Here is a 25,922-nt window from a genome sequence, read left to right as displayed (position 1 = left end):
AACGCTAGGAAGACATCATGGCAAGCGCAGTATCGCAGCGAATTCAACAATTTGTTCGCTCTATATCTGAGGATATTAAGCTTTATCAACAACTGCTTCCTTTGCTTCAGCAGCAAAAGGTATTGTACTTAAAGTTTGATGGAGAGGCACTGAACGACAATGTTCAGAAACAAATGCCGATACTCAATAAACTCAGCCGCTCCGCCAATGACAGAAGCCAGTGTATGCGAGCGCTGGGGTTAGCGTGTAATGACGCCAGCGTAAAACGAATTTTCAATGCTTTGCCTGCCCAAATAGGTATGCAAGCTAGAAAACAATGGGCGCTATTGGAAACGTTGGTAAGTCAGTGCCAACAATACAATCAGAGCAATGGCCACAGCTCTGCGGCGTTCCATGAGTTGGTCAGTCAACTCAAACAACCTGTGCAACACACTTATGAAGATAAATCGTTCTAAACGATGTTCGTCTTGCCTACAGATTCAGTCGCCATCTCGGCTGAGTACTGTAGGCCTTTTTATTTTTATTGCCTTTCTGTCCTACCTTCCATTCACATGCCAGGCAAAACCAAATGCTGTCGATATTCAAACGCAGTATCAAGTATTAGCCCCATACAAACCACAAATTGCCAAGCGTCTCGATTCATCCAAACCGGTAATTAACCACATTTTCAAACAGCTTCAAAACCACTCATTACCAAATAGCCTAGCCTTAGTGCCAATGTTAGAATCTTCTTACAACCCCAAAGCCGTTTCTCACGCTAACGCCGCCGGACTTTGGCAACTGATACCAGCCACAGCGAAACGTTTCGGATTAACGATAAATACAAAACAAGACGATCGCTTTGACACAGAAGCTAGCACAACGGCCGCGCTCAAGTACCTGGCGTTTTTATACAACAAATTCGATCAAAATATGGCTCTCACTTTAGCTGCATACAATGCCGGAGAAGGACGTGTTGCACGTGCTATTCAGCGAGCAGGAAGTCGAGATTTCCAACAACTCACGCTGCCTAACGAGACTCGCCAATATGTCAGCCGCTTCTATGCATTGGAAAAGTTGATAGATATCGGTCAGTTACAATCCTCATCATTTCAACCTTTACTCTTATTTGCTCCAGACGCTCCTATGATTTCACAACCGCTGGTCGACTTTAGCCGACTGCCTCCGCTAGTTAATTTGTGATAAAAGCTACGACAGAGCTCAATGTCAGAGAAACGTAAAATCACAAGATCCTGTTCGGCGGATTTGAAAACTCGTGATCTCTATGCAAACGTGTGCAAAAAAGTTGAGGTAAGGTATCTCAAAGATAAGAAAGAGTAGTGGTTTACTAAAAAGCGCCCCAATTGCGCTTGGCAATTGGGTAGATATGCGTCACATTGCGTTTGCAAAAAAACATGAAAACCAATGGTCAGACCTAATAATTATTTACACACTAAATGTAAAACAGCTATTGTTTTCATAGTTCGAAACAAATCTAACATATCAAGATGACGCTTCGCTTGCGCGTCTGGAATAAGTCCGGGTTCCGGGGGGGAGTCCGGACTTTTTTATTACTCTAAAATCTTTGCCAACAATAGCGCCAACAGATGCTAAGTCGTAATGATGCAAGCTAGCTGTTTATAGTAATTCTTTAGAAATCAACTGAAGCAAAAACGTTTCGCGCTCAATGCTCATGCCTTTTTTCGGGCTTTCTGCCATCGTTTTTTCATTGTGTGCAATTGCTTCGTGAATGTTCATCCATACCGGGCGCATTCCATTTTTAACTTCGTAATCTTCATACGCCGTTTCGCCTAGCTCACGTTCGATTTTACATGTATAACAATACGACACCATGTGCATCACGTCAGCGTCATCCTTGTACCACGGACGAAACTCCTCAAAGATTCCGAAAGGCTTAATACCATGTATATTTTGGGCGCCCGTTTCTTCCTCTAATTCACGGACTAATCCAGCAATGACATCTTCACCATCATCAATACCACCGCCTGGTAGCGTGTAGTCATGGTAACGTTCTGTATAGAGCAACAGCACATCTTCACCATCAAGTACAATGGCTCGCGCTGCATTGCGCTGAAAAACAATTTTGTCATCCAAATGCTCTATGTCTGGATGAACGGTCGATTTTAAATGTCTCATCGAAAATACCACGGTCAATGTTTTGTGCGCATATTACCGAATTTCACACTTTAAATCATTGTTGTAGGCCAAGTACGTTCGAGCGCTTGTCAGGAAGTGATTGATATGACCTTCACAACAATACGCCAAGAACAGAAGTGTGACGTGCTAATCAGCAATAAATGAGAATATCTAAATTCTTATACGTCCCTCTTACTTTTAACATCGATAAGACAATAATCTCTTAAAGTTGCCTATAATCAATACAATACTCGCCCACCCCATGCGGAGATAAAGAATGAAAAAGACAAATTTAATGATGGCTATGGCTGCAACATTGGTACTGGCTGGTTGTTCAACTTACGAGGGAGCGACCCGATCAACTGAGTATACCTCCGTTGCAAATCCCGCAGCCGTATACTGTGTTCAGCAAGGTGGTGAGCTGGATACCGTGTCGGAAAACGGCGAACGTGTCACTTACTGTGTGCTGTCGGACAATGAACGCGTCGAGCAATGGGAATACTATCGCGAGAATCACAAAGAAAATGAGGGTGACAACTACTAATTATTTTTGTCGATACGTCACCTTCCCTCTATCACTTAGGAGCCTTGGGGCTCCTTTTTTATTTGATTTATCAAAGTGTTCTTACGTTGTTTTTACATATCTCTGACTTTACCGCACATCGACCCTATATCGAACAGTGTTCTATTCTTGACATTCCCCTGACATAACTTTCCACTTGGACAATAAAATTCCAAACACAGATCACACTAATTCACATTTCTTCCACATTTTCTGGGACAGGTGAGCAAGATGAAAACACAAATAGTAAAAGAAGCCGAGTCAGCCCCAAGCAACGTTGTCACTGAAAAATCAAAGCGCATTATTTATAAATCGAGTTTAAACGCCTTGATGATTGTCGCTATAAGTATTCTCGTTAACCTTAGTCTTCGTCTTGATTATGTCGTGTTGGGATCAAGCCTTGGCGAGCTTTCCGTTACAGAAACGCTCCAGCTTGTGATGCTTGCTATTGCATCATGGTCGTTTTTCAGCTTATCGAAACAACAGCCTCAGCTAAAGCATGCGGCTATTTTGATTGCAGGATTTTTTGCAGTACTGATTATTCGCGAAACGGACTATTGGACAGACATGATTCATCATGGCTCTTGGGTTTTCCCAGCACTTGCTGTCACCGCACTGGCTTGCGCCAAAGCTTACCAAGGTGGTAAAGGTACCATGAACGAAATGGCGACCATTTTAACGGTGCCACATATGAAGCTATTAGTTGGCGCTGTGATGCTATTATTAGTCTTCTCTCGTTTGTATGGTATGGGCAGTTTTTGGCAACAAGTGATGGACGAAAATTACATCCGTGATGTTAAAAATATCTCAGAAGAAGGTATAGAACTGCTTTGCTACTGTTTGATAGCATTAAGCGCCGTCCGCACAAAACGCGAGCTTAATGAATAGACTCAGGATCAAAGCGACGGTTCAATGCCGTCAGTATCGGATGGAAGATACTTAATGCCTTTTCCGCAGCACCTACAGATTCATCCAAGGCCGTCATTTCGACGGCCTTTTTCATTTCTTCAATATGTTGCAAAGCCTCTTTATCGAGCGGTAAAGAGAGCAATTTGTGAATAGCATCTCTTGCGATCATAAGTGGCTTTTTTCGGACAATTGATAAATCTCGGAAAAATGCGCCATGCTTGACCCCTTCTAAATAAACTCGGTAGGTTGTGAGTTCATCGAGTAGCAAGAATGTCTCCGCCATAAGCCCTTTATGTGGGTATGGCACGCTAATATGTTTGCTGATATCCAGTGGAATATTGAGAGTCACCCCCATGGATTCGCAATCGGATTTAAGTACTCGTAATAAGCCTTGCTCATCCATCAAATTCTGGATATCAATGATTCGTTCGAGGTGGTAGTCATTAGATAGCAAGATAACCTCAACCAGATGCCCCGACCATAACTCGAACAACCCACTTTTGCACAAAACTTGGGAAACATAACGCATGTTTTGAAACGTGTTCAACGACTCCGTTTCTAAGAGTATATGACGTTCAGGGAACGGATTCACAGAGTCTGCGTTTAGGGTTCTAAAATACGCGTACATCGCCTCTGCTTCAGAAACACTTTGTCCTTGCGTTACTCCGCCACAAAAAACAATCACCGTTCGCTCTATCGGTAGTGATGCAGTCCTACAAGACAAAGCTTCGACTCTGGTTATGCCCTCAGAGGTCAACCTGTTATTGACGAGGCGTTTACCTAAAACGATGACGATGTTGTCTAACTTCATTTTAAAATCTCGCGCTTAGTTGGCAGTGTTACAAAAATCTTCTTTCACTCCCGACCCACAAGCTTTAACATCTAGTTAACAACACTGTTCTAGAGACCTTTATAAAGGTTCACTGCTAAAGGAAGTCAATTATGCTGTCGATTTTCGATATATTTAAAATTGGTGTCGGGCCATCCAGCTCCCACACTAATGGTCCTATGCTTGCCGGATTCCATTTCACTCAGCTAGTTAGCGACTCTATGGCGAAAGTGCATCGGGTGCAAGTGGACCTTTATGGCTCATTGTCACTGACAGGTCGAGGGCACCATACAGACCGAGCCACGGTCCTTGGTTTGATGGGAAATAAACCTGATACCATCAAAATGAGCAGTGCCAAAAGTGCGCTACAAAATACCATAGACAATAATACGCTCATGCTCGCCGGTACACACCAGATTGAGTTTAGCTACGACCATGACATCGTCTTTCATAGCGACAACCTTCCCCTGCATGAAAATGGTATGACGATTACGGCATTAGACGCAGCTGGAGATCAAGTAGCGTTTGAAATTTATTACTCCATTGGAGGCGGATTCATCGCCACCGCCGACGAACTAGAGAACGGCACGCAACAAAATGAGGTCGCAGTACCATTTCCGTTTACATCCGCAGATGAGATGCTGGAAAAAGCCGAGACGAACGGTTTCAGCTTGGGAGGCATGATCCTCCAAAACGAACTCGCATTTCGCTCAGACGAAGAAATTAACCAAAGAGCAGAGCAAATTTGGAAAGTGATGTCGCTCTGCATGCAACGTGGCTTCGATACGGAAGGGATTTTGGAAGGTGGTCTAAATGTCACTCGTCGAGCACCAAACCTTTTGAAAAAGCTCGAAGCCAACGCTGCAGTTGAAAACGATCCGATGGAGATCATGGATTGGATCAATCTCTTCGCCTTTGCGGTTAGTGAAGAAAATGCAGCAGGAGGGCAAGTCGTTACTTCTCCAACGAATGGCGCAGCAGGGGTGATTCCGGCGGTATTGATGTACTACCATCGCTTCATCAAAGAGCTCGATGTTAAACAGCTAAAAGACTTTCTCGCAGTCGCCGGCGCTATCGGCATCTTATATAAAACTAACGCGTCAATTTCTGGTGCAGAAGTGGGGTGTCAGGGAGAAGTTGGGGTTTCTTCATCCATGGCTGCCGCTGGCTTAACAGCGCTAAGAGGGGGCAGTAACGAGCAGATTTGTATTGCTGCGGAAATTGCGATGGAGCATTCATTGGGTATGACTTGTGACCCGATTGGCGGCTTGGTTCAAGTACCTTGTATTGAAAGAAATGCCATGGGAGCAATGAAAGCGATTAATGCATCGCGTATGGCATTAAAGCGCACAAGTAAATGCTTAATTTCGTTAGATAAAGTTATCGAAACCATGTATCAGACTGGTAAAGATATGAATAAAAAATACCGTGAAACTTCTTTGGGGGGCTTAGCTGTCATTCATATGGCACCGCCATGCGAATAATGGCAGGTGGTCATTGCGCTTAGCTTCTCACCATACGCTTATCTGGTAATTATGATCTGATGATATTACATATAGAAATGCCGCGAAGAACGCGGCATTTTCTTAACAAGAAACTATTCGATTAATCACGTCGACCACGAAGTTCAATTTTTTGAGTTGCAGCATCCGAATGGATTGTTACACCGCCATAGGCCATTTCATTGCGACCCTTCAGCGTCAATTGAGAATCTGCACGCTCTACGTCAACCTGATTTTTCGTTGCCATCGTCATATCAATCGTGCCCGTGTATGACCCATCGCCAGCAAATGCTACGTTTGTTGAGCAAACCATCAAAACAAGTGCGATTAGTTTTTTCATACATCACCTCTATTAGCGTTCTTACTTTCTGTCGGTGGAAAAACTGTAACAACAGAAACGCGCTCATACGAGGAAAGCCATTATTTACCAAATGGAAATCCATGCTAATAAACTGATGTAACCAAGAATAACTTATCGTTACCTTCAATAAATCAGGGATAAGGCAGCAACTTAAATTGACCGAGCGTTGTCTTTTCTTAAGAAATTCAGCGATATGATTTGTCGACAAAAGCCAAGCGAGACAATGTATGAGCGTTAATCTGGATATTCAAAATATTTTGGTATTAAAACGGATGTATGAGTTACGTAACGTCCGGTTAGTCGCAGAATCACTCGGTAAAACGTCAGGAGCAATCAGCAAAAATCTGACAAAGATGAAAACTCAGCTCAATGATCCGCTATTCGTTCAGACCAAAAATGGCTTTGAACCAACAGCTTTTGTGGAAGCGAACATTGCGCATTTTGAGCAAATAATCAACAGTATTGATTCCATCAAACCACAGCATTTTTCACCAGCTCATTTTGACGGTTCAATCACTATTTATGCCAACACATTGTTTTGGGAGTACTTTGGTGACAAGTTTTACTTGGAGTTACTAAAGCACGCCCCAAACGCAAAATTCTCATGTTTGCGCTGGGGTAGAGAAGCAAAAAAACGATTAATTAACGGTGAAAACGCCATTGCGATTCATTACTTTGATGAAGATCTGCCACAGTCAATTGTTCAGACCGAACTAGGGCGAGGAAAAGCGGTATTTTTTGTTCGAGAAGATCATCCCGCTCAAAACTCCCAAGAACTAGAAGAATACCCTTTTATACTTTTTAAAACGCCGGGATGGAACGACTACCGATACCCTGTGTTGGAAAGGCTCAAACATATGGGTTTTAGAACCACACCTAAAGTGGAAATTGAGCATCCAGCGATGATTCAAAAAGTGCTTCTGCAAACGAATCATTTTGGCATAACGATGAGTGGACATGTTCCTAAGGGTTGCCGAAGTATCGCGCTTCCTGCTGGGCTAGAGCTTGATGTTCGCTACGTGATGAGCTGCCGTCGCTCTCAACAGCAAGCTCCGGTAAATCAGTGGTTATTAGATGTCATTAAGCATGTCGCTCAGTCCTAGACTGATGACTTGCCATTGCTAATAAGAGCCAAACCACACATGCGCTCTACTCACTCGCTGAACGAACATTAAAGACTCTGTATTAACCATTGAGCAAAGGTGTTTACGTGTGATTTTTCGGATGCTCGAACCATCATATAATGTGCACCAGAACTTGGCATATGCCAATTTCCAACCTGGACTAATACGCCCTGTTGCAGCTCATCCTCAACAAGAAAGTCTCTTACCAGCAACACGCCAAGTTGATTAATCGCAGCATGAATAGCAAGCAATGAATGCTCAAACTCGGCGACGACTTTGCTCACCTTCCCTTGATAACCTTGGTGCGCAAGCCAGTCTTGCCAAGATTCATGATAACCGCTAGTACAGATTTTAGGCACTTTAGCTAACTGCAAGAGGTCATTTATCGGGTTTAAATGCATAAAGCCCGGGCTTGCGACAACGATCCAGTTTTCTTGGGTTAATCGTATGGCTTCTTGCTCTTGCCAATCTCCATCTCCGTTAATAATTTCGATATCCGCAATCGCACTGGCGTTTGGAACTGTATTAGCAGTTGTCGAGACTTTAAAGGAAATGTCTGGGAATTGTCGCTGAAAATCAGCCAATCTTGGCATTAACCACTGAGAGCAAAAGCTGTGAGCGACATGTAAGTTAACTTGCGTATTCTTGGGACGAGTAAATAAATGCTGCGTCGTGGTCGATAATGTTTGAAGCACATGATTAACCACAGGCCAGTATTCTTGTGCGGAGCAGGTCAGCGTAAGGTGAGTGCCCTTACGCTCGAATAACGTCGCATCGAGCTGTGACTCTAGCGATTTCACCTGTTGGCTGACGGCCGCACGAGTCACATTTAGCTCCTCTGCGGCTTTTGTAAAACTCTGTAGTCGCGCCGTGGCTTCAAAAGCTCGGAGCAAATTGAGCGGCGGTAAACTTTGCATATCATTCTCCCAAACACTTGGCTGTCATGCTATGAACTGGTGATGACAAATTGATGAAGGTGCTGAGTTTACGTATGTTGAGCACATGTCAAAGCGTCCCGATATAACTATGTTTCTACACAACTACTTAGTTTGTTAAGCGGGATCAAAAAAGCCAGCGTGATACACGCTGGCTTTTGGAACTTTATCTTAAGCAGGAATTATTCTGCTTTTTCAGTTGTTTGGTATTCAAACGCAGGAACAACCACTTCAACACGACGGTTCATTTGACGACCTTGACGTGTCTCGTTGCTTGCCACTGGGTTAGCTTCACCCATGCCTTTCACTGTCATACGCTCAGCCGCAATACCTTTTGCTTGGAACTCGTCAGCAACGGCTTTCGCACGTTTTTCTGTGAGTTGTTTGTTGTAAGCAGCAGAACCTGTCGTATCGCTGTAACCCGTGATCTCAACTTGAGCTTGTGGGTAAGTATTCATCAAATCAACGGTACCAGAAAGGTTCGACGTGTCTTTCACTTCTGCACTTTCTAAGTCGAATTGTACTGTCGCTGTTGTTTGAGCAGGGTAAACGTGATCTACAATGCGTGTTGCAGGACGTGCTTCTACCACCTCTTCAACGGCTTTTTCTTGAACGACTGGCTCAGAACCAAACTTGTAGTTGAAACCGATACCGAAGAAATCTGAATCCATGTCTTCAATTACATCATCAGACATATCTTGGTAGCGTTGGTATTCAGCACGTAGGCTCCAGTTGTAGTTGATTTGGTATTCAGCACCCAGAGAGCCAGTTGGTACGAAATCTTTCTCGTCACCAGCCATCATGTATGCAGCACCAACTTTCGCGAATAGATTCCAAGAATCCGTTAGCGGTAGGTTAAATTTAGGAGCAAGCGTCAACGCCCAAAGATCACCATCAACGGTGTTTAGGCCAGGCTTTTTGAAGTTTGCAGTGAAGTCACCAAGGTAATCAACACCATACTCTGCTGCAACGTACTTGTTGAAGCTGTAGCCTAAGTGCATAGATGCTGCAAAACTGTCGTCGTCACAAGGTTCGTTTAGGTAACACGCATCGTTTAGAGAGTTGTAACCTATTTTACCGCCCATGTAAGTGTCAGCAAGTGCAACGTTTGAGATCACACCACCAGCAAGTACAGTAGCCACTGCTATAGCGATTTTTTTCATTATTCTTTTCCTTTTTCTTGTACACAAAGCAACACATCGCGGCAGCATACTGCCGTAAAATATGAAGCCGTAACTTTCTCTTTTCTTCGAATAGAAATAGCTAAATAGCGTAGGAAAGAATCAAAAATGATATTCAAACGCCAATGACGTAAAACGGAAAAAGGTAACCTCAAGACCATCTATTCATGAGCTTCATCCGCATACCCAACCGAAAAACAAAGTTCGTTGCGTTGGTTTAGCCATAGTCAATTCGTTGCGGAGAATATCACAAAGAAGCCAACTTTCTGTGACGCAAATCACCATAAAAAGCCACTTTCTCAAATTTAAGAATCATCATTTAAGCTTGTGAATGGCAACAAATTTTTACAGGGGAGCGTGGATCTGGAGAGCACAAAAAAACAGCTCATTTAAATGAGCTGTTTTCGAAATAATGAAAAAGCGTTAACTCGTCGCGCTAAATTTTATCCGCTACGGTTAACGTTGCAGCTAATACATCTTGCCCAAACAAGACACTACGCTCAGGAGACCAACCGTAAAGTGGATCTGGGTGATTGTTGTTATCTTTAAATGGCATTTCGATTGTGTAAGACAAGCATTTGAACTGCTCTGCAACCCAATTTGAACCCACCGTCAAATTCGCTTTACCAGGCTCATCTTTATCGTAACCAATCTCATCTTGGAACTCTGGCGTAATAGTCAGTAACGCTTGCTTAAATGATGTCTCTAAAGCGGCAAGATTTTCATCGTAAGAAGGAATACCTTCTGAGCCAGCGACGAAGTTATACGGAATCGCTTCATCGCCATGAATATCTAAAAACATGTCAACACCCGTTTCCAGCATGCGCTGACGCACAAGGTAGACTTCTGGGCTCTTTTCCATTGATGGCGTTTGCCATTCACGATTTAGGTTTACACCTACTGCGTTGGTACGCAAGTGACCGCGAATACCACCGTCTGGGTTCATATTTGGTACGACGTAAAGCACCGCTTTTTCAAGCAATGCACGCGCAACCGTGTCGTTTTCATCTAACAGACGTTGGATCATACCTTCCATGAACCATTCCGCCATGGTCTCACCTGGGTGCTGACGTGCAATCATCCAGATTTTCTTTTTGCCTTCTTCTGGCTCACCGAAAGTAAGCAAGCTCATGTCATTGCCATCTAGCGTATGACCAAGCGTCTCTAGTTGGCAGTGGTGCGCGCTTTGTGCCATGTGTAACAAGTCTAAATGACGATCGTACGTGTATGGCGCAAAGTACGCGAAGTAAATTGAGCTGCGCTCAGGGATTACAGTGAAAGTCAGCGTGTCGCCATCGAACTCTGCCGGTACTCGGAACCATTCTTCACGATCGTAAGACGCAACCACATCGTAACCTTGCCATCCTTCTGGATAAGCCGATTTAGCCAAATCAAGCAATTTGATGGTGTGTGATTGCTCGGCTTCTGTCTCAAGACGGAAGTGGAACCACTGGTAGAATTCCGACATATTGTCGTTAGGAATTTTGAGTTGGATGTCGTTTTTGTCGTCCGCTTTCACTACGTGAATGCTGCCGCTATCGAAGTTGCTGAATACTTTCATTTTATGACTCACCTTTTAAATCTGAGCTTGAAAGACAGAGGCTAACACAAGGCTTCATCGCGCCCCAATGACTTTCACTGCAAACTGTCTCGTTTGTGGCTAAAGTCTTCAGTTTAGTCAAGCTTATCCGCTTTGCCTGCTGGTCCCGCGAGTTTTGCTAGCCACTTATCCCAGATAAACGGCGTTTTCTCGTTATCTTCTGCTTCCTCTTTTCGACGTACCGCGTTGCGCACTATCATAGCCCCGGTCCAGCGAAGCGGTTCTGGTGGGAAATACCCCAACGGTCCTTTGGCTAAACCACTGTTCGTCCACTCGTTATCGATTCCCAATATCAATGAAGATAAGATCTTTCCGCCCATTCGAGTCTGCGCTACACCATTGCCTGAATAACCAAATCCGTAAAAGATATTGCTCTGTTTATCTAGCTCGCCGAAAAAAGGGAAACCAGTAGCAGAACGATCAGAGCCCCCCGTCCATGAATAAGCAAACTCCTCTCCTCTCAAATGAGGAAACAACTTATCGAACGACTTGCGCAGTAGACCTTGGTAGCGTGTTGGCTTGTTAAACATTGCGTCGACTTGGTTATTGAAAGAAAACTGATTGCCGCCTTTCCCCAACATCAAACGGCCATCTGGCGTATCTCGGTAATAGTGGACGAAGATACGTGAATCCAACACGCTAGAACCTGCCTGCCAACCAGATAGAGGTAGTGCGTCACCAAGCGGCTTGGTGATCACCATGTCGGAAGAGACCACCACGATACTGTTTTTGAACTGTTTAAACTGCTCCACCATCCATGCATTTAATGCCAATACCACCTGCTGCGCTTGAACATTTCCTTTAGGTGTACAGACAGTGGCAGGTTTTCCATAATCTAGACGCGTCATCGGCGTGTTCTCATAAACTTCTACACCCAGATCAATAGCAACACGGCGTAACCCCCTCACTAATAATGCAGGTTGAACGCTGGCTGCAACTGGAGAGTGAAAGCCTTCTATATGTCGAGGTGAACCCGCATTGGCACGCAGTTCCTCCACCGAGCAACGACGCCAACTGTTCACTTCTAATCGCTTTAACTCGTCCACAACTGGCTGCATTCCCCCAGTTTGAGCCTGATTGGTTGCAGTGTAATAAACCCCTTTCAACGATAAGTGCGCATCAATGTTGTGCTGCTGACAAAAGTCGTCAATCTCTAGCACTGCTTGTTCCGACTCTTTTACTAACCAAGCAGCATGTTCTTCACCGAATAACCGTTTCAATGTCGGAAACTTGGTAGACCAAGTCAGCATACAACCGCCGTTTGCGCCCGATGCACCACTGCCACAAAGGCCTTTTTCAATCACGACTACCTTTTTTTCCGGAGATTGCTGCTTAATCATAATCGCGGTCCAAAGTCCGGTGTATCCGCCACCAACAATCGCAACGTCAGTATTAATGTTCTGCTGTAACGGTTGTGGCGTTTCTGGTTGCTCAGCTTCAATTGCCTGCTTGAACCAATATGAATGATGTGTCATCGGGTATCCTCGTTAGTGCGTTACATCCATTTCCGCAAACACTTTACAAACGATGATGACAATCAACGAGCAAGAAAATCTAACGCTGAGCGATAGAAAATGTTGCACTGAGAGTGTGCGAATTTTCGCTTCCAACAAAAACAAAATGGGGAGCTCGTGGCTCCCCAAAACAAACAGCAAAAAATATTAGTGGTAAACAATTCGAGTCCGTCTTACTGGTTAGTATTTACCGGTATCACGCATGCGGTACTCGTATTGAACATTGAGAATAGGCTGGTAAACAACTTGCCCGTCACTTTGCAAGAACTCATTTACCATGACTTTTGAGTCAGTGATAGAAAACGATTGGCGATCAACATACGTTGTAAGGCTCGTAAACTCATCACGGAGTTGTCCAGATGATTTATTTTGGTAGCTTTGGATCATGTCTCGGCCCATTTCATAAGCCGCTTGTTTGCTATCCATTACGTCGCCATGGATAGTTTCGGTATCGTTTGTCCACTGATAACCACCAGCAAGAGCCATAGAAGGTGCAGCAATCAGAGCAATCGTACTTGCTAAAGTTGTTAAGCGTTTCATAAACCTCTCCTTACTTACCTTTACATCGGGCCAAAATTGGCTCGATACTTATAAGGTACGTATAAAGACCTAAAACACGTCAAAACAATTTCAAATAATGTTCAATTTTCGTTCAACTTATTTCACATTAACTTAGCAACTCAACGTCATATTCAGCCGACATTCGCATTTTCTTCATTTTGAACAATGGGTTTCAACCTGACACTTCCTTACCAAACCATACAATACCTAAGGTCAATTTTCTCTTAGAATTCCAGCAAAAGAACAGTGTTCAAAACCTTACAAAAACGTCGGACACAGCAAAAACCACCTCTTTTCAGTCGTGCTTTGCATTCCTCCTTTTCGGGTTCTTCGCTGCTCGTCCGTCGGTTCTTAATTGTCGCTATTGAGCACAAGTTAATCTGGAGTGAAAATGACCGCGAACAAATCCATTTTTTACCATAGCAAATCGATTTACTCAGATGATTATGCTGATGTCTACAAGCCAATTTGGACCTACAGAGCTAAGTTCATCTTACGTGCGCTTTATTACAAACGTGCGTTTAAGCACCTTTCAGACAATATTGAATCGTCATTGTTAGAGTTGCTTTGTACGCGTACACACCGATTCCTAGAAAAACCGTTTCGCCCGTACATCATCAAGAATAACTCCGCCTTTGATCGCTCCAACTTGGTGGTTGATCACTATAAAACGATTTCAGAACTGTTTTCTAAACAAACAATCGAAGAAATCTACACAGACTCGAAAGGCCTAACATTAGCCTCTTTTGAAATTGACGAAATACTGTACTCGGTGAGATTAGTATACGAAGCACGTTATCAAAAAGAAGGCGACATGAGCCTAGTGCTGCACAGCGCTGAAGATGGCAACTTCTACACGCTCTCTTTTACGCTAGGTCACATCGAATCTGGACGCAGTATTATGATTGGCGGCTTACAAGGACCGCGAAGCAGTGAAGAAAACAACGCGAAAATTAAAAAGCTAACCCGTAAGCTTTACGGACAGAGACCAAAAAGCTTGATGGTGAGCTTGCTCACTTTGCTCGCACAAATTTGGGAAGTAAATACGATTCTAGCAGTGAAAACGCAGTCCCATACATACGCAGCTAAGCGCTACAGCAAAGGGCGAATCAAAACGGATTACGATGCACTCTGGCAAGAATTGGGCGGCACCGAATACAATCGTCATTTTTACTCAATTGATGTAAATGCACCCCGTCGAGATATCGAAGGCATGTCGCGCTCTAAGCGTTCGATGTATCGTCGCCGTTATGAATGGCTAGACAACACCAAGATCACTTTCGAACAAATATTAAAAGGCGAGCAAGCTAAAAGCTAAGGAGAAACGTTCATGCGTTATTCATTCATTACTGCTTTAGTGCTGTCGGCTTTTTCTTTGTCAGCCAATGCAGAAACCAGTGAGCACATCATAGGTACAAACATTGGTTATGGCGATGTGAACTACGATGCTCCGACAAGCAAAGAATCAGGCGACATGTTCTTAGGTGAAATATATTACCGCTACATGCCAACACATAACTTTGGTATCGAAGCAGGTTATAAAGGCGCGTTTGACGGTATCGGCTCGATACTCGTGAGTCCGATTTCAGAAGTCACCGATACGAGCTTCTCCGGACCTCGCTTGAGTGGCTATGCTAGCTATCCTCTGGGTTCAGGTTTCGAACTGTACGGCAAGGCAGGTGTCACTCTCTACACTCTCGAATACACTTATAAAGTGAACGGTCAGAGCAAGAACATCGAACACTCAAGTGTCGGAGGGGAAGCCGCTGGCGGTATCGGCTGGAGCTATAAACACTTTGGTTTGAATGCAGAATATGTGTACTCAAAAAACAGCGATTTTGACTCTAGCGGCGTGATGTTTGGTGCGCAACTGCGTTTTTAAACAAGGCTTACAAGTTAATACAAAAGGCAGCGAGAGGCTCATTCGCTGCCTTTTTTCGTGAATATAGGTCAATACGCAAGCGCGAGAATAATCCCCGCCACGATAGAAGTAACGCCAAGCCCTCGGGTGAGATACCATTTCTCAGACAGAAACCAAATCCCCATAAACAATCCAAACACAATGCTGATTTGCCTTAGTGCTACGACCAAACTCACGTTGTCTGTCATGGTCATAGCAAACAGCACCAAGCCGTAGGTGGATGCCATCATTACCCCTGCCATGCTGGCTGTTTTGCGGATCTGCCACGCAGTCTTAATCTCATCTGGCTTGCCCGTAACTAAGCACCATACAAGGGCTGGAATACCAATTGCCCAAAACTGCACGCCCAAGTAGAAGATTGCACTGTACTGATCATTCAAGATCTCTGATGCTTGTCCTGTGAGTAAACTCAGCGCTTCTTTATCGACCACCGAGTAACCCGTTGTGCCTATTGCAGCAATTAATGCCCAGAACACACCGACGTTCAAATAGGAGCCCAATATCATTTGACGAAAATTCGTCAGTGGCACCAGCATGCAACCAAGGGTAATCAGCAAGAACCCAAGCCACTGCTGACTAGATAATTCATGTCCCAATGCAACACTGATTGCGCCGACCATCATCACTGGCAGTGCCCGAGCAATGGGATAAACCACCCCCACGTCTGCATGCTTATAAGCGACAATCAAACCGACTAGATAGACCATTTGTGAAATGCCGCTAATGAACAGCAATCCCCAAAACTCGCTAGGTAATGATGTCCAGCCAATGGTCGCCAAATACCAAATCAAATAAGGGGTAAGAATGAAACATGCAGAGAAGCTGGCGGCCATGGTAAACGCGAGTCCAGAACCTGAGTTGCTTTTACCAAGGATATTCCACCCCGCATGGAGAACAGCAGAAAAAACGACGAGACCAATCGCCAACAAATCCATTTCAATGTTCCTGTCTGAATAAAATAAAGGCCCCGAGATGGAGCCTTAGATAATGAGAAAATCCACTTAACGATTGAGCTCCGCCAGAGATTCAATGCTGATGGCATCGTGTCGCCAATACTCGATATCGCAATCAATCAACTCACCGTGCTGGTTGTAGTTGATGCGCTCCACTACCATCGCGGGCGTACCGGCTGTCGCACGCAGTGCCTGAGCCATTTCACCCAATAAAGTGCTGGTTGAAATGCGGTAGCGAATCTTTTGATACGTCACGCCATAATGATCGCGGTAAATGTCCGTCAGTGAATTTGATAAATCGTAATCCAACAGGTTCGGAAACAGCTCTGGGCGAATGTAGTTTGTTACGAATACCACAGGTCTGTCTTCAAGGTATCGCACACGGTCGACTCGATACACGTCCGAGAAAGGTTGCAAGTCCAGTAAGCGCGCGGCTTGTTTGTTTGCCAACGTCCCTTTTGCTGCAACCAACTCCGTTTTTGGCACACGATTTTGCGCTTTCGCCATGTTCGGGAAGTTTAGCGTTTGGGTAGGGTCGTAACGCAATGGCTCAGGTGAGATAAACCAACCTCGGCGATCTTCGCGATAGATTCGACCTTCCGCTTCTAGCAGTGATAAAGCTTCACGCAGAGTGACACGTGTAGTATCGAACGACTCCGCCAACTTACGCTCTGCTGGCAATTTTTGACGCGGCGATAGCATGCCCGCTTCAATCTGTTCAACAATCGAATCTTTAATTTTTACGTATTGCACGAAGTGTCCTTATCTTTTGCGCCAAGCTTGTGTGCGATTCTCTAACAATTTACCCAAAGTCATCTGAACAATCTTCGCAATTGCGGCAGCCATCATGATCATCACCGCCATCGCTGCTGCAGCGCCAGTTTGACCTGCATCGTCCATATTCAGAATCGAGACCGAAGCCGGAATCGTATCGGTTGAGTAAAGGAATACTACCGCAGAAGTGGTGGTCAATGCATTAACAAACAAGTAAGTCGCAATGTCCAAAATCGCAGGTAAGCACACAGGTAATGTCACTTTAAAGAACAACTTGTATTGAGGAAGCTTCACCGATGCCGCCGTGGCTTCAATCTCCGATGGCAACTGCTTTAGCGCTGTCAGGGCGGTCATGTGACCCACCGTGTAATAATGCACTACCGTGTTAATCACCAAGAATGCCATGGTGCCATAAAGCACGTTCAGAGGATTGTTCGCATCATTGAAGTAAAAGATGTAACCCAAGCCAAGCACCATACCAGGAACCGCCATTGGCACCACGCTAAGCATTTGCATCACCTGACGAATTGGACCAAACGCACGCCCTTTCTCAATGCAGTAAGCACCGACAAAGATAATGGCTGTACCGATCACTGCCGTCCAGCCTGCCAGCGTTAGCGAGTTGAAGAATGGGCTCCAACCGTAAGTGCTCATTTCGGCAAAGTTGTAGTTGTTTAGCGTCAGCGCTTTGTTCCAAGGCCAGAACGTAACTAACGAGCCATACACCGCCATACCAAGCACCGCCAGCACTGCGATAGAAATGATGCTGCAGTAAACCAAACAAATGCTGTCGCGCGCTTTGTTAGGCTCTGGCTGATAAGGCACCGAGCGAGTGTCGAATAAGCTCTTTTGTTTTTTCTGTACCCAACGGTCTGCGCCGAACGCCATTACCGCAGGGAATAACAACATAATGCTGGTCACCGCCCCCATGGCAAAGTTTTGTTGCCCCACGACTTGCTTGAAGATGTCAGTCGCCAGAACGTTGTAGCTGCCACCAATCACTTTCGGCACACCAAAGTCTGTGATAACCAGTGTAAAGACGACGATAAGCGTACTGATCAAACCGTATTTCGCCGCAGGTAGCGTCACCATAAAGAAGGTTTTGATGGGCGATGTTTTCAATGCGCGGGCAGCTTCATACAAACGGGCATCTGAAGTGCGCAGCGAAGTAGTCAAAATCATCAATGCATGAGGGAAGGTCCAGAAAATCAAACCCATCGAGATACCAATCACGCCGTAAATCGAGTTTCCTAACAGCATCTCTTTGGCAATGCCTTGATTACCGAAAAGGAAGATCAAACTGATCGCTGGTAACAGCGAAGGCGCAAGAATTGGCGCAGTACCTAGGATTTGGAACAAACCTTTAAGCGGCATACATGAACGAGTCAGCGCGTAGGCATAACCGAACGCAAGCACACCCACTACCGAGGTCACAATCACGCCCAAAGTGAAGGTGTTTCCCACCGACACCCACAAGCTTGAAGAAGAAAAGTACGTCGCAAAGTTTGCCAGACCGACAAATTCGCCATTGGCATTTTGCACACTCTTGGTCAACATTGCCCAAAGCGGCATTAAGATGAACAGCACCATCATGGTCGACAAGCCTGCGAGCAAACCGAACAACACAAGGTTGTCGCGGCTGACACGTCCGAGTAGGGATTTTGCTTTGTCTTGTGTGGTCAGGCTATTCATCGTCATTGTCTTCGCATCCATGTTTACACCTACGCCGCTAGTGCTTTATCAACCGAGGGCACGGCGTAACCATGCAACCCTTCTTCAGCAAACTGGATGTAACGTACATCGCCCGCTTTGATATTGAGTTTTTGAACCGTTTCCACAGGCACATCCACGACGATGGTTTTCGTTGAGCTGTCGTTTTGCAATACGCAATCAATGCGGAAAAACGCCCCCAAAAACTCGGTTGCGGTAACTCGCACAGGTAAAGAGTTGGTGTAGTTTTCAACGAACTTGATACTTTCAGGACGCACCGCAAGGTCGAAGCGGTCACCACGTTGGATCTTACGATTGGTCAAGCTTGGCGCTGGCATCAGGGTTTCGGCAATCCGTACTTGGGAGTCTGTTGCGGCTGAGGTTTCAATAAAGTTCATGCTGCCGACAAACTCAGCAACAAAGCGCGTTGCTGGTTGTTGGTAGATCTCTTGAGGTGTACCGACTTGCTCAATCACGCCATGGTTCATCACCACAATGCGATCCGCCATCGACAATGCTTCGTCCTGATCGTGCGTAACCATGATGGTGGTGATGCCCAGCTTACGTTGCAGCTTGCAAATCTCATCACGTAAGTGAACACGTACTTTTGCATCCAGCGCTGACAGCGGCTCATCAAGTAGCAGTAGACCCGGAGATAGCGCCAATGCACGAGCCAAAGCAACACGCTGCTGCTGACCACCAGAAAGTTGGTTAGGGAATTTCTCGCCAGAGGTTGGAAGACCAATGGTTTCTAGCCAGTAATCTACTTTCTCTAACGCTTCTTTGGTCGACATACCTTGGTTCTTCAAACCCACCGCAATGTTCTCTTGCACAGTTAGGTTCGGAAACAGCGCGTAAGATTGGAATACGATGCCGAAATCGCGCTTCTCTGGTGGTAGGAATGTGGTCTCTTGACCGTTTTGAAAAATCGCACCAGACGTTGGCAAGTCTAAACCTGCAATGGCACGTAATAGAGTGGTTTTACCGCAGCCAGAAGGACCAAGAAAACAAACAAACTCGCCCTTTTCAATCGCTAGCGAGATTTTCTTTAATGCAGTGAACTGTCCGAATTGCTTCACTACATTTTCAATATTTAGGTAATGTTGGTTAGTTGACATAGCACACGCTCCAAATGGTATATACCAACTTTAATTTTGGAGTGTTACGTTCCAATGACAAATTTATAGCCAGAAGATGACAAATAGATGAAGGGAGATAAGGTTTGTTTAAGTGGTAATTAGAGATTCCCGACTTTCTTAAGTCCGTCATTCCAGCGAACCTAGGTGAGACTAGGAATCTACTTTCAGCAAACTCTGAAATAACAGAGAAAACAAAAAATCCACCTCAACCGAGGTGGATTTCAGTATTCAACTCAAAGCAAATTCAATTAAGATTTTGGCTCTGATTTCGCGTCAAACTTCTCAGACCATGCCGCTAGAATCTCTGCACGCTTGCTGCCCATTTGCGCGAAGTCCATCTTCGCCATGTTCTCTTGAACGTTCGGGAAGTTAGATACGGTCGCCTTCACTTCTTTATGTGCAACCACTGGGTACATTTCTACGTAAAGCTCGTTTGCTGCTTTAGAGATTGACCAGTCGACAACACGCTTCGCTGCATTCGACTCTTTTACTAGACCAACAGCTTCTGATTCCCAGCCGATACCTTTTGGTGTGATAACCGCTAGTGGTGCGCCTTGTGTTTTCAGCTTCGCGCCGCGGCTTGCCATCGAGATACCGATAGCCACTTCACCCATGCCCGCTTGAACACATGGCTTAGAGCCAGAGTGCGTGTAGTGTGCAATGTTCTTGTCTAAGTCACGCATGTAATTCCATGCCTGATCTTCACCCATGTTTTGTAGCCAAGCAGAAACCTGCATGTAGCCAGTACCTGAAGACGCTGGGTTCGGCATTGCAATGTGACCTTTGTAAACCGGCTTTGTTAGGTCTTCCCAAGACGTTGGTTTCGGTAGGTTAAGTTGTTTCGCAACCGCTTCGTTGAAACAAACTGCGTTAAAGAACGCATCGTTACCGAACCAAGCTTGGTTTGATTGAGGGTCGTTTAGGTTCGCGTGCAGCTCTTCCAAACCTTTTGGTGTGTAAGGCTTAAGAAGACCTTCATCTTTAAGCAGTGCCATTGACGAGCCAGCAAGACCCCAAACCACTTCCGCTTGAGGGTTATTCTTTTCGGCCAGCAATTTCGCCGTCATGATACCGGTGGAATCGCGAACCCACTTAATCTTGATATCTGGGTTATCTTTCTCAAACGCAGACTTGTATTTAGCAAGAATGTCAGTTTCGAAAGCGGTGTAAACCGTGACTTCCTGTGCTGCCATTGCATTCGTAGCTAGCAGAGAGACAAGTGCAGCCAGCGATCCTTTCATCAAACGGTTTTTCATCATTTTCTCCAGTTAATTTGGCCAAGTTTTAATTTGGTCTGTACCAGTTGACGATATACACCCTACTGAGCCTTTGTGACGAAATCATGACCATTAAATGGCAGTTTTACGAAAATTTGCGATGAATAATCGTTCAATTGATCCGCCATTTTCTGGATATTAAAGTTTTATGAAATTGGACATTCGCCTATTTACTGCCCTTTTCTTCCTCGCTAGAGTTAACTCGAAACTTGGTGTAGACCAATTAGCCTATTCTAATGGAAATCGAGATGAAAAACGAATACCTACTACTGACTCCAGGTCCTCTATCTACTTCTGAAACAGTACGTGAAGCCATGCTAAAAGACTGGTGTACTTGGGATGATGAATACAACAAAGACATTGTAGAAGTGATCCGCACTAAGCTTGTAAAACTGGCGACGGAGCAAGACGGCTACACCAGCGTACTAATGCAAGGTAGCGGCACCGCATCAGTAGAAGCAACGATTGGCAGTGCCATTGGCAAAGATGGAAAATTGTTGGTTGTCGACAACGGCGCTTACGGTGCGCGTATCGCTCAGATCGCTGATTACCTAAATATTCCATGCCATGTAGTTTCCCCAGGCGAAACATCACAGCCACACTTGAACGAGGTGGAAACTGCATTGGCATCGGATCCAGCTATTACCCACGTTGCAATTGTTCACTGTGAGACAACCACTGGCATGCTTAACCCAATTGAGGCGTTTGCTTCTGCTGCAAAAGCGCACGGTAAAGTGGTGATTCTCGATGCCATGTCGAGCTTTGGTGGCATTCCTATCGATATCGCTGAGCTAGGCATCGATTTTATGATCAGCTCTGCAAACAAATGTATTCAAGGCGTGCCGGGCTTTGGCTTTGTGATTGCGAAACAAACTGAGCTAGAAAAGTGCCAAGGTCAGGCACGTTCTTTGAGCCTTGATCTTTACGACCAGTGGCACTGCATGGAAGTGAACCACGGTAAATGGCGTTTCACGTCTCCAACGCACACGGTTCGCGCTTTCTACCAAGCCTTGTTAGAGCTGGAACAAGAAGGCGGCATTGAAGCTCGTCATAACCGTTACCAAACTAACCAGAAAACACTGGTTGCAGGTATGCGTTCTTTGGGGTTTGAGCCACTACTGAGTGATGACCTTCACTCGCCAATCATCACTTCTTTCTACTCTCCGACGCACAGTGATTACCAGTTCAAAGCGTTCTACACGCGTTTGAAAGAGCAAGGCTTCGTAATTTATCCGGGTAAAGTATCGAACGCAGATTGCTTCCGCATCGGCAACATTGGCGAAGTTTACCCAGCAGATATCGAGCGCTTAATCGGTGCAATTGAAAAAGCAATGTACTGGCAAGTTGCGTAAAGCAGCCTTCTGATTGAGAGAGCGTTATGACTCAGAATATCAAACCGACTCATTTCCGCAGCGAAGGTGATGTCAACACGACACCAGCGCGCCAAACTTGGAATGCATCGATGGACGACGAACGCACGCAAGCATTATTGAAGCGTGACTCGGAAGTCTTTCTTCATCAAGCCATGTCGACGCCTTGCTTAGATACCTTGGAAGCAGCAGAAGGCATCTACATCCAAGATGCCACCGGCAAAAAGTACATGGACTTCCATGGCAATAACGTCCATCAGCTGGGCTACGGTCATCCGCATGTGATTAAACGTGTGCAAGAGCAAATTGCCAAACTGCCGTTTTCACCACGTCGTTTTACCAATGAAACTGCGATTGAATGTGCCGAAAAACTCACCCAAATCTGTGGCGGCGAATTGAACCGCGTGCTGTTTGCTCCGGGTGGCACATCTGCGGTTGGTATGGCTCTTAAATTAGCACGCCACATCACGGGCAATTACAAGGTGGTGTCGCTGTGGGATTCCTTCCACGGCGCATCATTGGATGCCATCTCAGTAGGTGGCGAAGCGTGTTTCCGCCAAGGTATGGGACCATTAATGGCAGGTGTTGAGCGCATTCCACCAGCCGTGTCTTACCGAGGCGCTTTCCCAGTAGAGGACGGCAGCGACGTGCATTACGCCGATTACCTCGAATACGTGATTGAGAAAGAAGGCGGCGTGGGCGCATTTATCGCAGAAGCGGTTCGCAACACGGATGTTCAAGTGCCGAGCAAAGCCTACTGGAAACGCATCCGTGAAATCTGTGACAAACACAATGTCATGCTGATCATCGACGACATCCCTAACGGTATGGGTCGCAGCGGTGAATGGTTTACCTACCAAGCCTACGACATCGAGCCAGATATGCTGTGCATCGGTAAAGGCTTGGGTGGTGGCTTAGTGCCTATCGCAGCCATGGTCACCAAAGACAAATACAACACCGCCGAGCAAATCTCCATGGGTCATTACACTCATGAGAAAAGCCCTATCGGTTGTGTTGCAGCACTGGCAACCATGGAAGCCATTGAACAAGACGGCTTGCTAAATAAAGCCAAAGCCGACAGCCAGTTCATGCGTGAAAAGCTGCTAGAGATGAAAGCCAAATACCCAGTGATTGGTGATGTGCGTGGCATCGGCATGTTATGGGGCATTGAACTGGTCACCGACCACGAAAGCAAAGCACGCGCGTATGACGAAGCGGAAGCTGTGCTGTACCAATGCCTCAACAACGGAGTGAGCTTCAAGGTATCGCAAGGTAACGTGATTCAACTCAGCCCACCGCTGATCATCACTCACGAACAGCTGACAGAAGCGTTGGCAATTTTCGAAGAAGCGATCGCCAAAGTGTGCAAAGACTTTAACTACTTCTAGGGTCAATAGACCTCAACAAACACCAATTGATTCAGAGCGCGGTTCCAATGTGTAGGCAGCGCTCTGGCAAACAAGAAAAAGGATTGAACATGAGCAACTCACCAATTCAAGCAGTGATCTTTGACTGGGCTGGCACTATCGTCGATTTCGGCTCTTTTGCGCCAACCAGCATCTTTGTGGAAGCATTCAAACAAGGCTTTAATTTTGAAATCGACCTTGAAGAAGCGCGCGAACCAATGGGTCTTGGTAAGTGGGAGCACATCCAAGCAGTGGGTCGCATCCCTGCGGTTGATAAGCGTTGGAATGAGAAGTTTGGTCGCTCAATGACCAGCGAAGACATCGACGCTATCTACGCAGCATTTATGCCTCTGCAAAAAGCAAAAGTGGCTGACCATGCAGAGCCTATCTTAAATGCGATTGAAGTTGTGAACAGTCTGAAAGACAAAGGCATCAAGATCGGTTCTTGTTCTGGTTACCCTCGCGAAGTGATGGATGTACTGATTCCTGTTGCAGCGGATTACGGTTACAAGCCAGATTACGTAGTAGCAACGGATGACCTACCGCAAGGTGGTCGCCCTGCACCATTTATGGCACTGAAAAACGTGATTGAGCTGAATGTTACCGACGTTAATGCGTGTATCAAAGTGGATGACGCCGCACCGGGTATCGACGAAGGTCACAACGCCGGTATGTGGACCGTTGGCTTGCTGCTTTCTGGTAACGAAGCAGGTCTAACGTTTGAAGAATACCAAGCTGCGGACGGAGCAACACTTAATGCTGCTCGTGAAAAAGCACGTGCAAAATTGCTCAAGAGCTCGCCGCATTACCTAATTGACACCATTGCTGACTTCCCAGAAGTGGTTGCAGATATCGAACGTCGCCTAGCAGCAGGTGAGCGTCCTTAGCCGACAGTCACTATTCTCACGCATAAAAAAACCTCTCAACATCGAGAGGTTTTTTGTATCACGTATTAGTTTCTAACCAAATGAGGTTAGTTGATCGCAGTACTCGCTCGGCGTTTTAGCTTAAAGCCCATATCCGTTGCATGCTCTACAGGCTCACCTTTAATGGCTTGCAGTAACTTGTCTGCAGCTTTCGTCCCCATGCGTTCGTAGTCGAATTCCGCACAGGTCAAACTTGGATAGGCGTGCTCACCCATGGAAGAACCTTCCAAACAGATAATCGCAATGTCGGTCGGGACTTTCAGCACTCGGCGGTGACACTCAAACAACGCGCCAATCGCAATCTCTTCATGGCTACATACCAAAGCATTCAAACTTGAATCGCGCAGCAATAGCTTTGCCAACCCTTCCGCACCCAATTGTGAAGATGGTGCTTCGTGCGTGGTTAAGAAATGATCCGGCGCAAGATAGTTCTCAATCATCGCGCTTTGCCAGCCGTGTAGCTTACGTTGCAAAGTGGAGTGATCGCCACGCGCACCAATGAAGCCCACGTTCTTGAAGCCTTGTTCAATCACATGCTTGGTACAGGCTTTACCCACCTCAAAATGGTCAACGCCGATATTGAGATAACTGGCTTTCGAACTTAACTCTGCAATTTCCAATACTGGCGTGTTCGAGGCTTCCAAAAGCTGATTGGTTCGCTGGCTGTGTTCATTACCAAACAACACCACTCCCGCTGGGCGGCTCTCAAGAAATGTCGAAAGCAGTTTCTCTTCTTGCTCTACCGAGTAATCACTGTAGCCAAGCAGCAACTGATAACCCGCTTTGTTCAACGCTTGTTGAAAGCTCGGTAAGAAAAGCGCGCACGCTTTTTCAAACAGGGAAGGAATGATAAGAGCGATGGAGTAACTTTCAGCAGACGCTAAAGCCCCTGCCGCTTTATTCGGGATATAGCCGAGCTCATCAACCACTTGTTGAATCTTTTCTCTCAGCTTGTCAGATACTAGCTCGGGCGTTCGTAATGCTCTCGACACCGTCATGGTGCCTACGCCGGCTTTTTTAGCGACGTCCGCCAAGGTGACATTGCCAGTACTTCTTCGTTTGCGAGGTTCGCTCATTGTTTTTATTTAGTGTTCTCTATTTTCTGCCGCGACATCTTACCACAGCGTTTTAGTGGTTTTGATATTAGCGCATTAGAAGTCGATCACAAGCATATGAAACTCGGATGACTGATAAAAATGGTAGCGCTATCACAATTTATGATAGCGCTATCA

Annotated in this window: 25 protein-coding genes; 11 read left to right on the top strand and 14 right to left on the bottom strand. The window is 45.6% G+C overall.

Going from position 1 to position 25,922, the window contains the following annotated elements:
* The first annotated feature begins 17 nt into the window (after nucleotides 1-17).
* Nucleotides 18-455 carry a flagellar export chaperone FlgN gene (gene flgN / locus KJB35_RS13570; RefSeq protein WP_005374018.1) on the top strand — a complete coding sequence of 146 codons (438 nt, stop codon included), beginning with the start codon at nucleotides 18-20 and terminating at the stop codon, nucleotides 453-455.
* Nucleotides 436-1,182, top strand: coding sequence for a lytic transglycosylase domain-containing protein (locus KJB35_RS13565; protein ID WP_042523341.1), 747 nt, complete (start codon nucleotides 436-438; stop codon nucleotides 1,180-1,182). Before flgN ends, KJB35_RS13565 begins: the two co-directional genes overlap by 20 nt.
* A gap of 435 nt (nucleotides 1,183-1,617) precedes the next feature.
* Here the strand turns inward: KJB35_RS13565 and KJB35_RS13560 are convergent, their stop codons facing one another.
* A complete protein-coding gene (locus KJB35_RS13560) occupies nucleotides 1,618-2,136 on the bottom strand; it encodes an NUDIX hydrolase (RefSeq protein ID WP_005374021.1) in 519 nt (172 codons plus the stop codon).
* Between the two features lie 277 nt (nucleotides 2,137-2,413).
* Between KJB35_RS13560 and KJB35_RS13555 the strand changes: the two genes are divergently transcribed.
* Together KJB35_RS13555 and KJB35_RS13550 are read left to right on the top strand one after the other, a co-directional pair.
* Nucleotides 2,414-2,680, top strand: a complete 267-nt coding sequence (locus KJB35_RS13555; RefSeq protein ID WP_005374023.1) for a DUF333 domain-containing protein — start codon at nucleotides 2,414-2,416, stop codon at nucleotides 2,678-2,680.
* A gap of 249 nt (nucleotides 2,681-2,929) precedes the next feature.
* On the top strand, nucleotides 2,930-3,586 hold the full coding sequence (locus KJB35_RS13550; protein ID WP_005374025.1) for a hypothetical protein: 657 nt from the start codon (nucleotides 2,930-2,932) through the stop codon (nucleotides 3,584-3,586).
* On the opposite strand, the gene KJB35_RS13545 is transcribed toward KJB35_RS13550, so the two are convergent.
* Nucleotides 3,576-4,418 carry a YdcF family protein gene (locus tag KJB35_RS13545; protein ID WP_213907741.1) on the bottom strand — a complete coding sequence of 281 codons (843 nt, stop codon included), beginning with the start codon at nucleotides 4,416-4,418 and terminating at the stop codon, nucleotides 3,576-3,578. The two genes, KJB35_RS13550 and KJB35_RS13545, sit on opposite strands and share 11 nt — an antisense overlap.
* Nucleotides 4,419-4,549: 131 nt before the next feature.
* Between KJB35_RS13545 and KJB35_RS13540 the strand changes: the two genes are divergently transcribed.
* Nucleotides 4,550-5,920, top strand: coding sequence for an L-serine ammonia-lyase (locus tag KJB35_RS13540; RefSeq protein WP_005374028.1), 1,371 nt, complete (start codon nucleotides 4,550-4,552; stop codon nucleotides 5,918-5,920).
* Nucleotides 5,921-6,041: 121 nt separating this feature from the next.
* Here KJB35_RS13540 and KJB35_RS13535 read toward each other — a convergent pair whose 3' ends face one another.
* Nucleotides 6,042-6,278 carry a hypothetical protein gene (locus KJB35_RS13535; RefSeq protein ID WP_005374030.1) on the bottom strand — a complete coding sequence of 79 codons (237 nt, stop codon included), beginning with the start codon at nucleotides 6,276-6,278 and terminating at the stop codon, nucleotides 6,042-6,044.
* Nucleotides 6,279-6,526: 248 nt separating this feature from the next.
* On the opposite strand from KJB35_RS13535, the gene KJB35_RS13530 reads away from it, so the two are divergent.
* Nucleotides 6,527-7,402 (top strand): LysR family transcriptional regulator, encoded by an 876-nt coding sequence (locus tag KJB35_RS13530; protein ID WP_213907126.1) that lies wholly within the window; start codon nucleotides 6,527-6,529, stop codon nucleotides 7,400-7,402.
* A 68-nt stretch (nucleotides 7,403-7,470) separates the two neighbouring features.
* Here KJB35_RS13530 and KJB35_RS13525 read toward each other — a convergent pair whose 3' ends face one another.
* From KJB35_RS13525 to KJB35_RS13505, 5 genes are all read right to left on the bottom strand, one after another.
* Entirely contained in the window at nucleotides 7,471-8,340 is an 870-nt protein-coding gene (locus KJB35_RS13525; protein ID WP_213907740.1) for a LysR substrate-binding domain-containing protein, read from the bottom strand.
* A gap of 200 nt (nucleotides 8,341-8,540) precedes the next feature.
* Entirely contained in the window at nucleotides 8,541-9,521 is a 981-nt protein-coding gene (locus tag KJB35_RS13520; protein WP_054579230.1) for an outer membrane beta-barrel protein, read from the bottom strand.
* 454 nt (nucleotides 9,522-9,975) lie between these two features.
* The gene (locus tag KJB35_RS13515; RefSeq protein ID WP_017819760.1) at nucleotides 9,976-11,100 is read right to left on the bottom strand and encodes a M14-type cytosolic carboxypeptidase; all 1,125 of its coding nucleotides are present in this window, start codon (nucleotides 11,098-11,100) and stop codon (nucleotides 9,976-9,978) included.
* A 113-nt stretch (nucleotides 11,101-11,213) separates the two neighbouring features.
* Complete coding sequence (locus KJB35_RS13510) at nucleotides 11,214-12,614, bottom strand: FAD-dependent oxidoreductase (RefSeq protein WP_042523350.1); 1,401 nt, start codon at nucleotides 12,612-12,614, stop codon at nucleotides 11,214-11,216.
* A gap of 219 nt (nucleotides 12,615-12,833) precedes the next feature.
* Nucleotides 12,834-13,193, bottom strand: coding sequence for a DUF3316 domain-containing protein (locus tag KJB35_RS13505; RefSeq protein ID WP_017819758.1), 360 nt, complete (start codon nucleotides 13,191-13,193; stop codon nucleotides 12,834-12,836).
* A gap of 412 nt (nucleotides 13,194-13,605) precedes the next feature.
* Here KJB35_RS13505 and KJB35_RS13500 point away from each other — a divergent pair, with 412 nt between their 5' ends.
* A complete protein-coding gene (locus KJB35_RS13500; protein ID WP_005384371.1) occupies nucleotides 13,606-14,532 on the top strand; it encodes a VirK/YbjX family protein in 927 nt (308 codons plus the stop codon).
* A 12-nt stretch (nucleotides 14,533-14,544) separates the two neighbouring features.
* On the top strand, nucleotides 14,545-15,096 hold the full coding sequence (locus tag KJB35_RS13495) for an outer membrane beta-barrel protein (RefSeq protein ID WP_005374044.1): 552 nt from the start codon (nucleotides 14,545-14,547) through the stop codon (nucleotides 15,094-15,096).
* 68 nt (nucleotides 15,097-15,164) lie between these two features.
* Here KJB35_RS13495 and KJB35_RS13490 read toward each other — a convergent pair whose 3' ends face one another.
* The 5 genes from KJB35_RS13490 to KJB35_RS13470 all read right to left on the bottom strand — a co-directional run bounded on the left by KJB35_RS13490 (nucleotide 15,165) and on the right by KJB35_RS13470 (nucleotide 20,970).
* Nucleotides 15,165-16,070 carry an EamA family transporter gene (locus KJB35_RS13490; protein WP_042523352.1) on the bottom strand — a complete coding sequence of 302 codons (906 nt, stop codon included), beginning with the start codon at nucleotides 16,068-16,070 and terminating at the stop codon, nucleotides 15,165-15,167.
* A gap of 66 nt (nucleotides 16,071-16,136) precedes the next feature.
* Nucleotides 16,137-16,841: a phosphonate utilization transcriptional regulator PhnR gene (phnR, locus tag KJB35_RS13485; RefSeq protein WP_005442366.1), complete on the bottom strand. Its 705-nt coding sequence runs from the start codon at nucleotides 16,839-16,841 to the stop codon at nucleotides 16,137-16,139.
* A 9-nt stretch (nucleotides 16,842-16,850) separates the two neighbouring features.
* Nucleotides 16,851-18,575, bottom strand: coding sequence for a putative 2-aminoethylphosphonate ABC transporter permease subunit (locus tag KJB35_RS13480; protein WP_042523354.1), 1,725 nt, complete (start codon nucleotides 18,573-18,575; stop codon nucleotides 16,851-16,853).
* An 8-nt stretch (nucleotides 18,576-18,583) separates the two neighbouring features.
* A complete protein-coding gene (locus KJB35_RS13475) occupies nucleotides 18,584-19,690 on the bottom strand; it encodes a putative 2-aminoethylphosphonate ABC transporter ATP-binding protein (RefSeq protein ID WP_009705055.1) in 1,107 nt (368 codons plus the stop codon).
* Nucleotides 19,691-19,959: 269 nt separating this feature from the next.
* Nucleotides 19,960-20,970 carry a putative 2-aminoethylphosphonate ABC transporter substrate-binding protein gene (locus KJB35_RS13470; RefSeq protein ID WP_136976315.1) on the bottom strand — a complete coding sequence of 337 codons (1,011 nt, stop codon included), beginning with the start codon at nucleotides 20,968-20,970 and terminating at the stop codon, nucleotides 19,960-19,962.
* 266 nt (nucleotides 20,971-21,236) lie between these two features.
* On the opposite strand from KJB35_RS13470, the gene phnW reads away from it, so the two are divergent.
* From phnW to phnX, 3 genes are all read left to right on the top strand, one after another.
* Complete coding sequence (phnW, locus tag KJB35_RS13465) at nucleotides 21,237-22,340, top strand: 2-aminoethylphosphonate--pyruvate transaminase (protein WP_005432490.1); 1,104 nt, start codon at nucleotides 21,237-21,239, stop codon at nucleotides 22,338-22,340.
* Between the two features lie 26 nt (nucleotides 22,341-22,366).
* Nucleotides 22,367-23,746, top strand: coding sequence for an aspartate aminotransferase family protein (locus KJB35_RS13460; protein ID WP_065275120.1), 1,380 nt, complete (start codon nucleotides 22,367-22,369; stop codon nucleotides 23,744-23,746).
* A gap of 89 nt (nucleotides 23,747-23,835) precedes the next feature.
* On the top strand, nucleotides 23,836-24,651 hold the full coding sequence (gene phnX / locus KJB35_RS13455; protein ID WP_054579224.1) for a phosphonoacetaldehyde hydrolase: 816 nt from the start codon (nucleotides 23,836-23,838) through the stop codon (nucleotides 24,649-24,651).
* An 86-nt stretch (nucleotides 24,652-24,737) separates the two neighbouring features.
* On the opposite strand, the gene KJB35_RS13450 is transcribed toward phnX, so the two are convergent.
* Nucleotides 24,738-25,766: a LacI family DNA-binding transcriptional regulator gene (locus tag KJB35_RS13450; protein ID WP_005442357.1), complete on the bottom strand. Its 1,029-nt coding sequence runs from the start codon at nucleotides 25,764-25,766 to the stop codon at nucleotides 24,738-24,740.
* Nucleotides 25,767-25,922: the final 156 nt, after the last annotated feature.

The organism is Vibrio sp. D431a (assembly GCF_030248655.1).
GTDB lineage: Bacteria > Pseudomonadota > Gammaproteobacteria > Enterobacterales > Vibrionaceae > Vibrio > Vibrio alginolyticus.
Note: the sequence above shows the minus strand (reverse complement) of the source record. Positions and strands in the feature narration are given on the sequence as shown.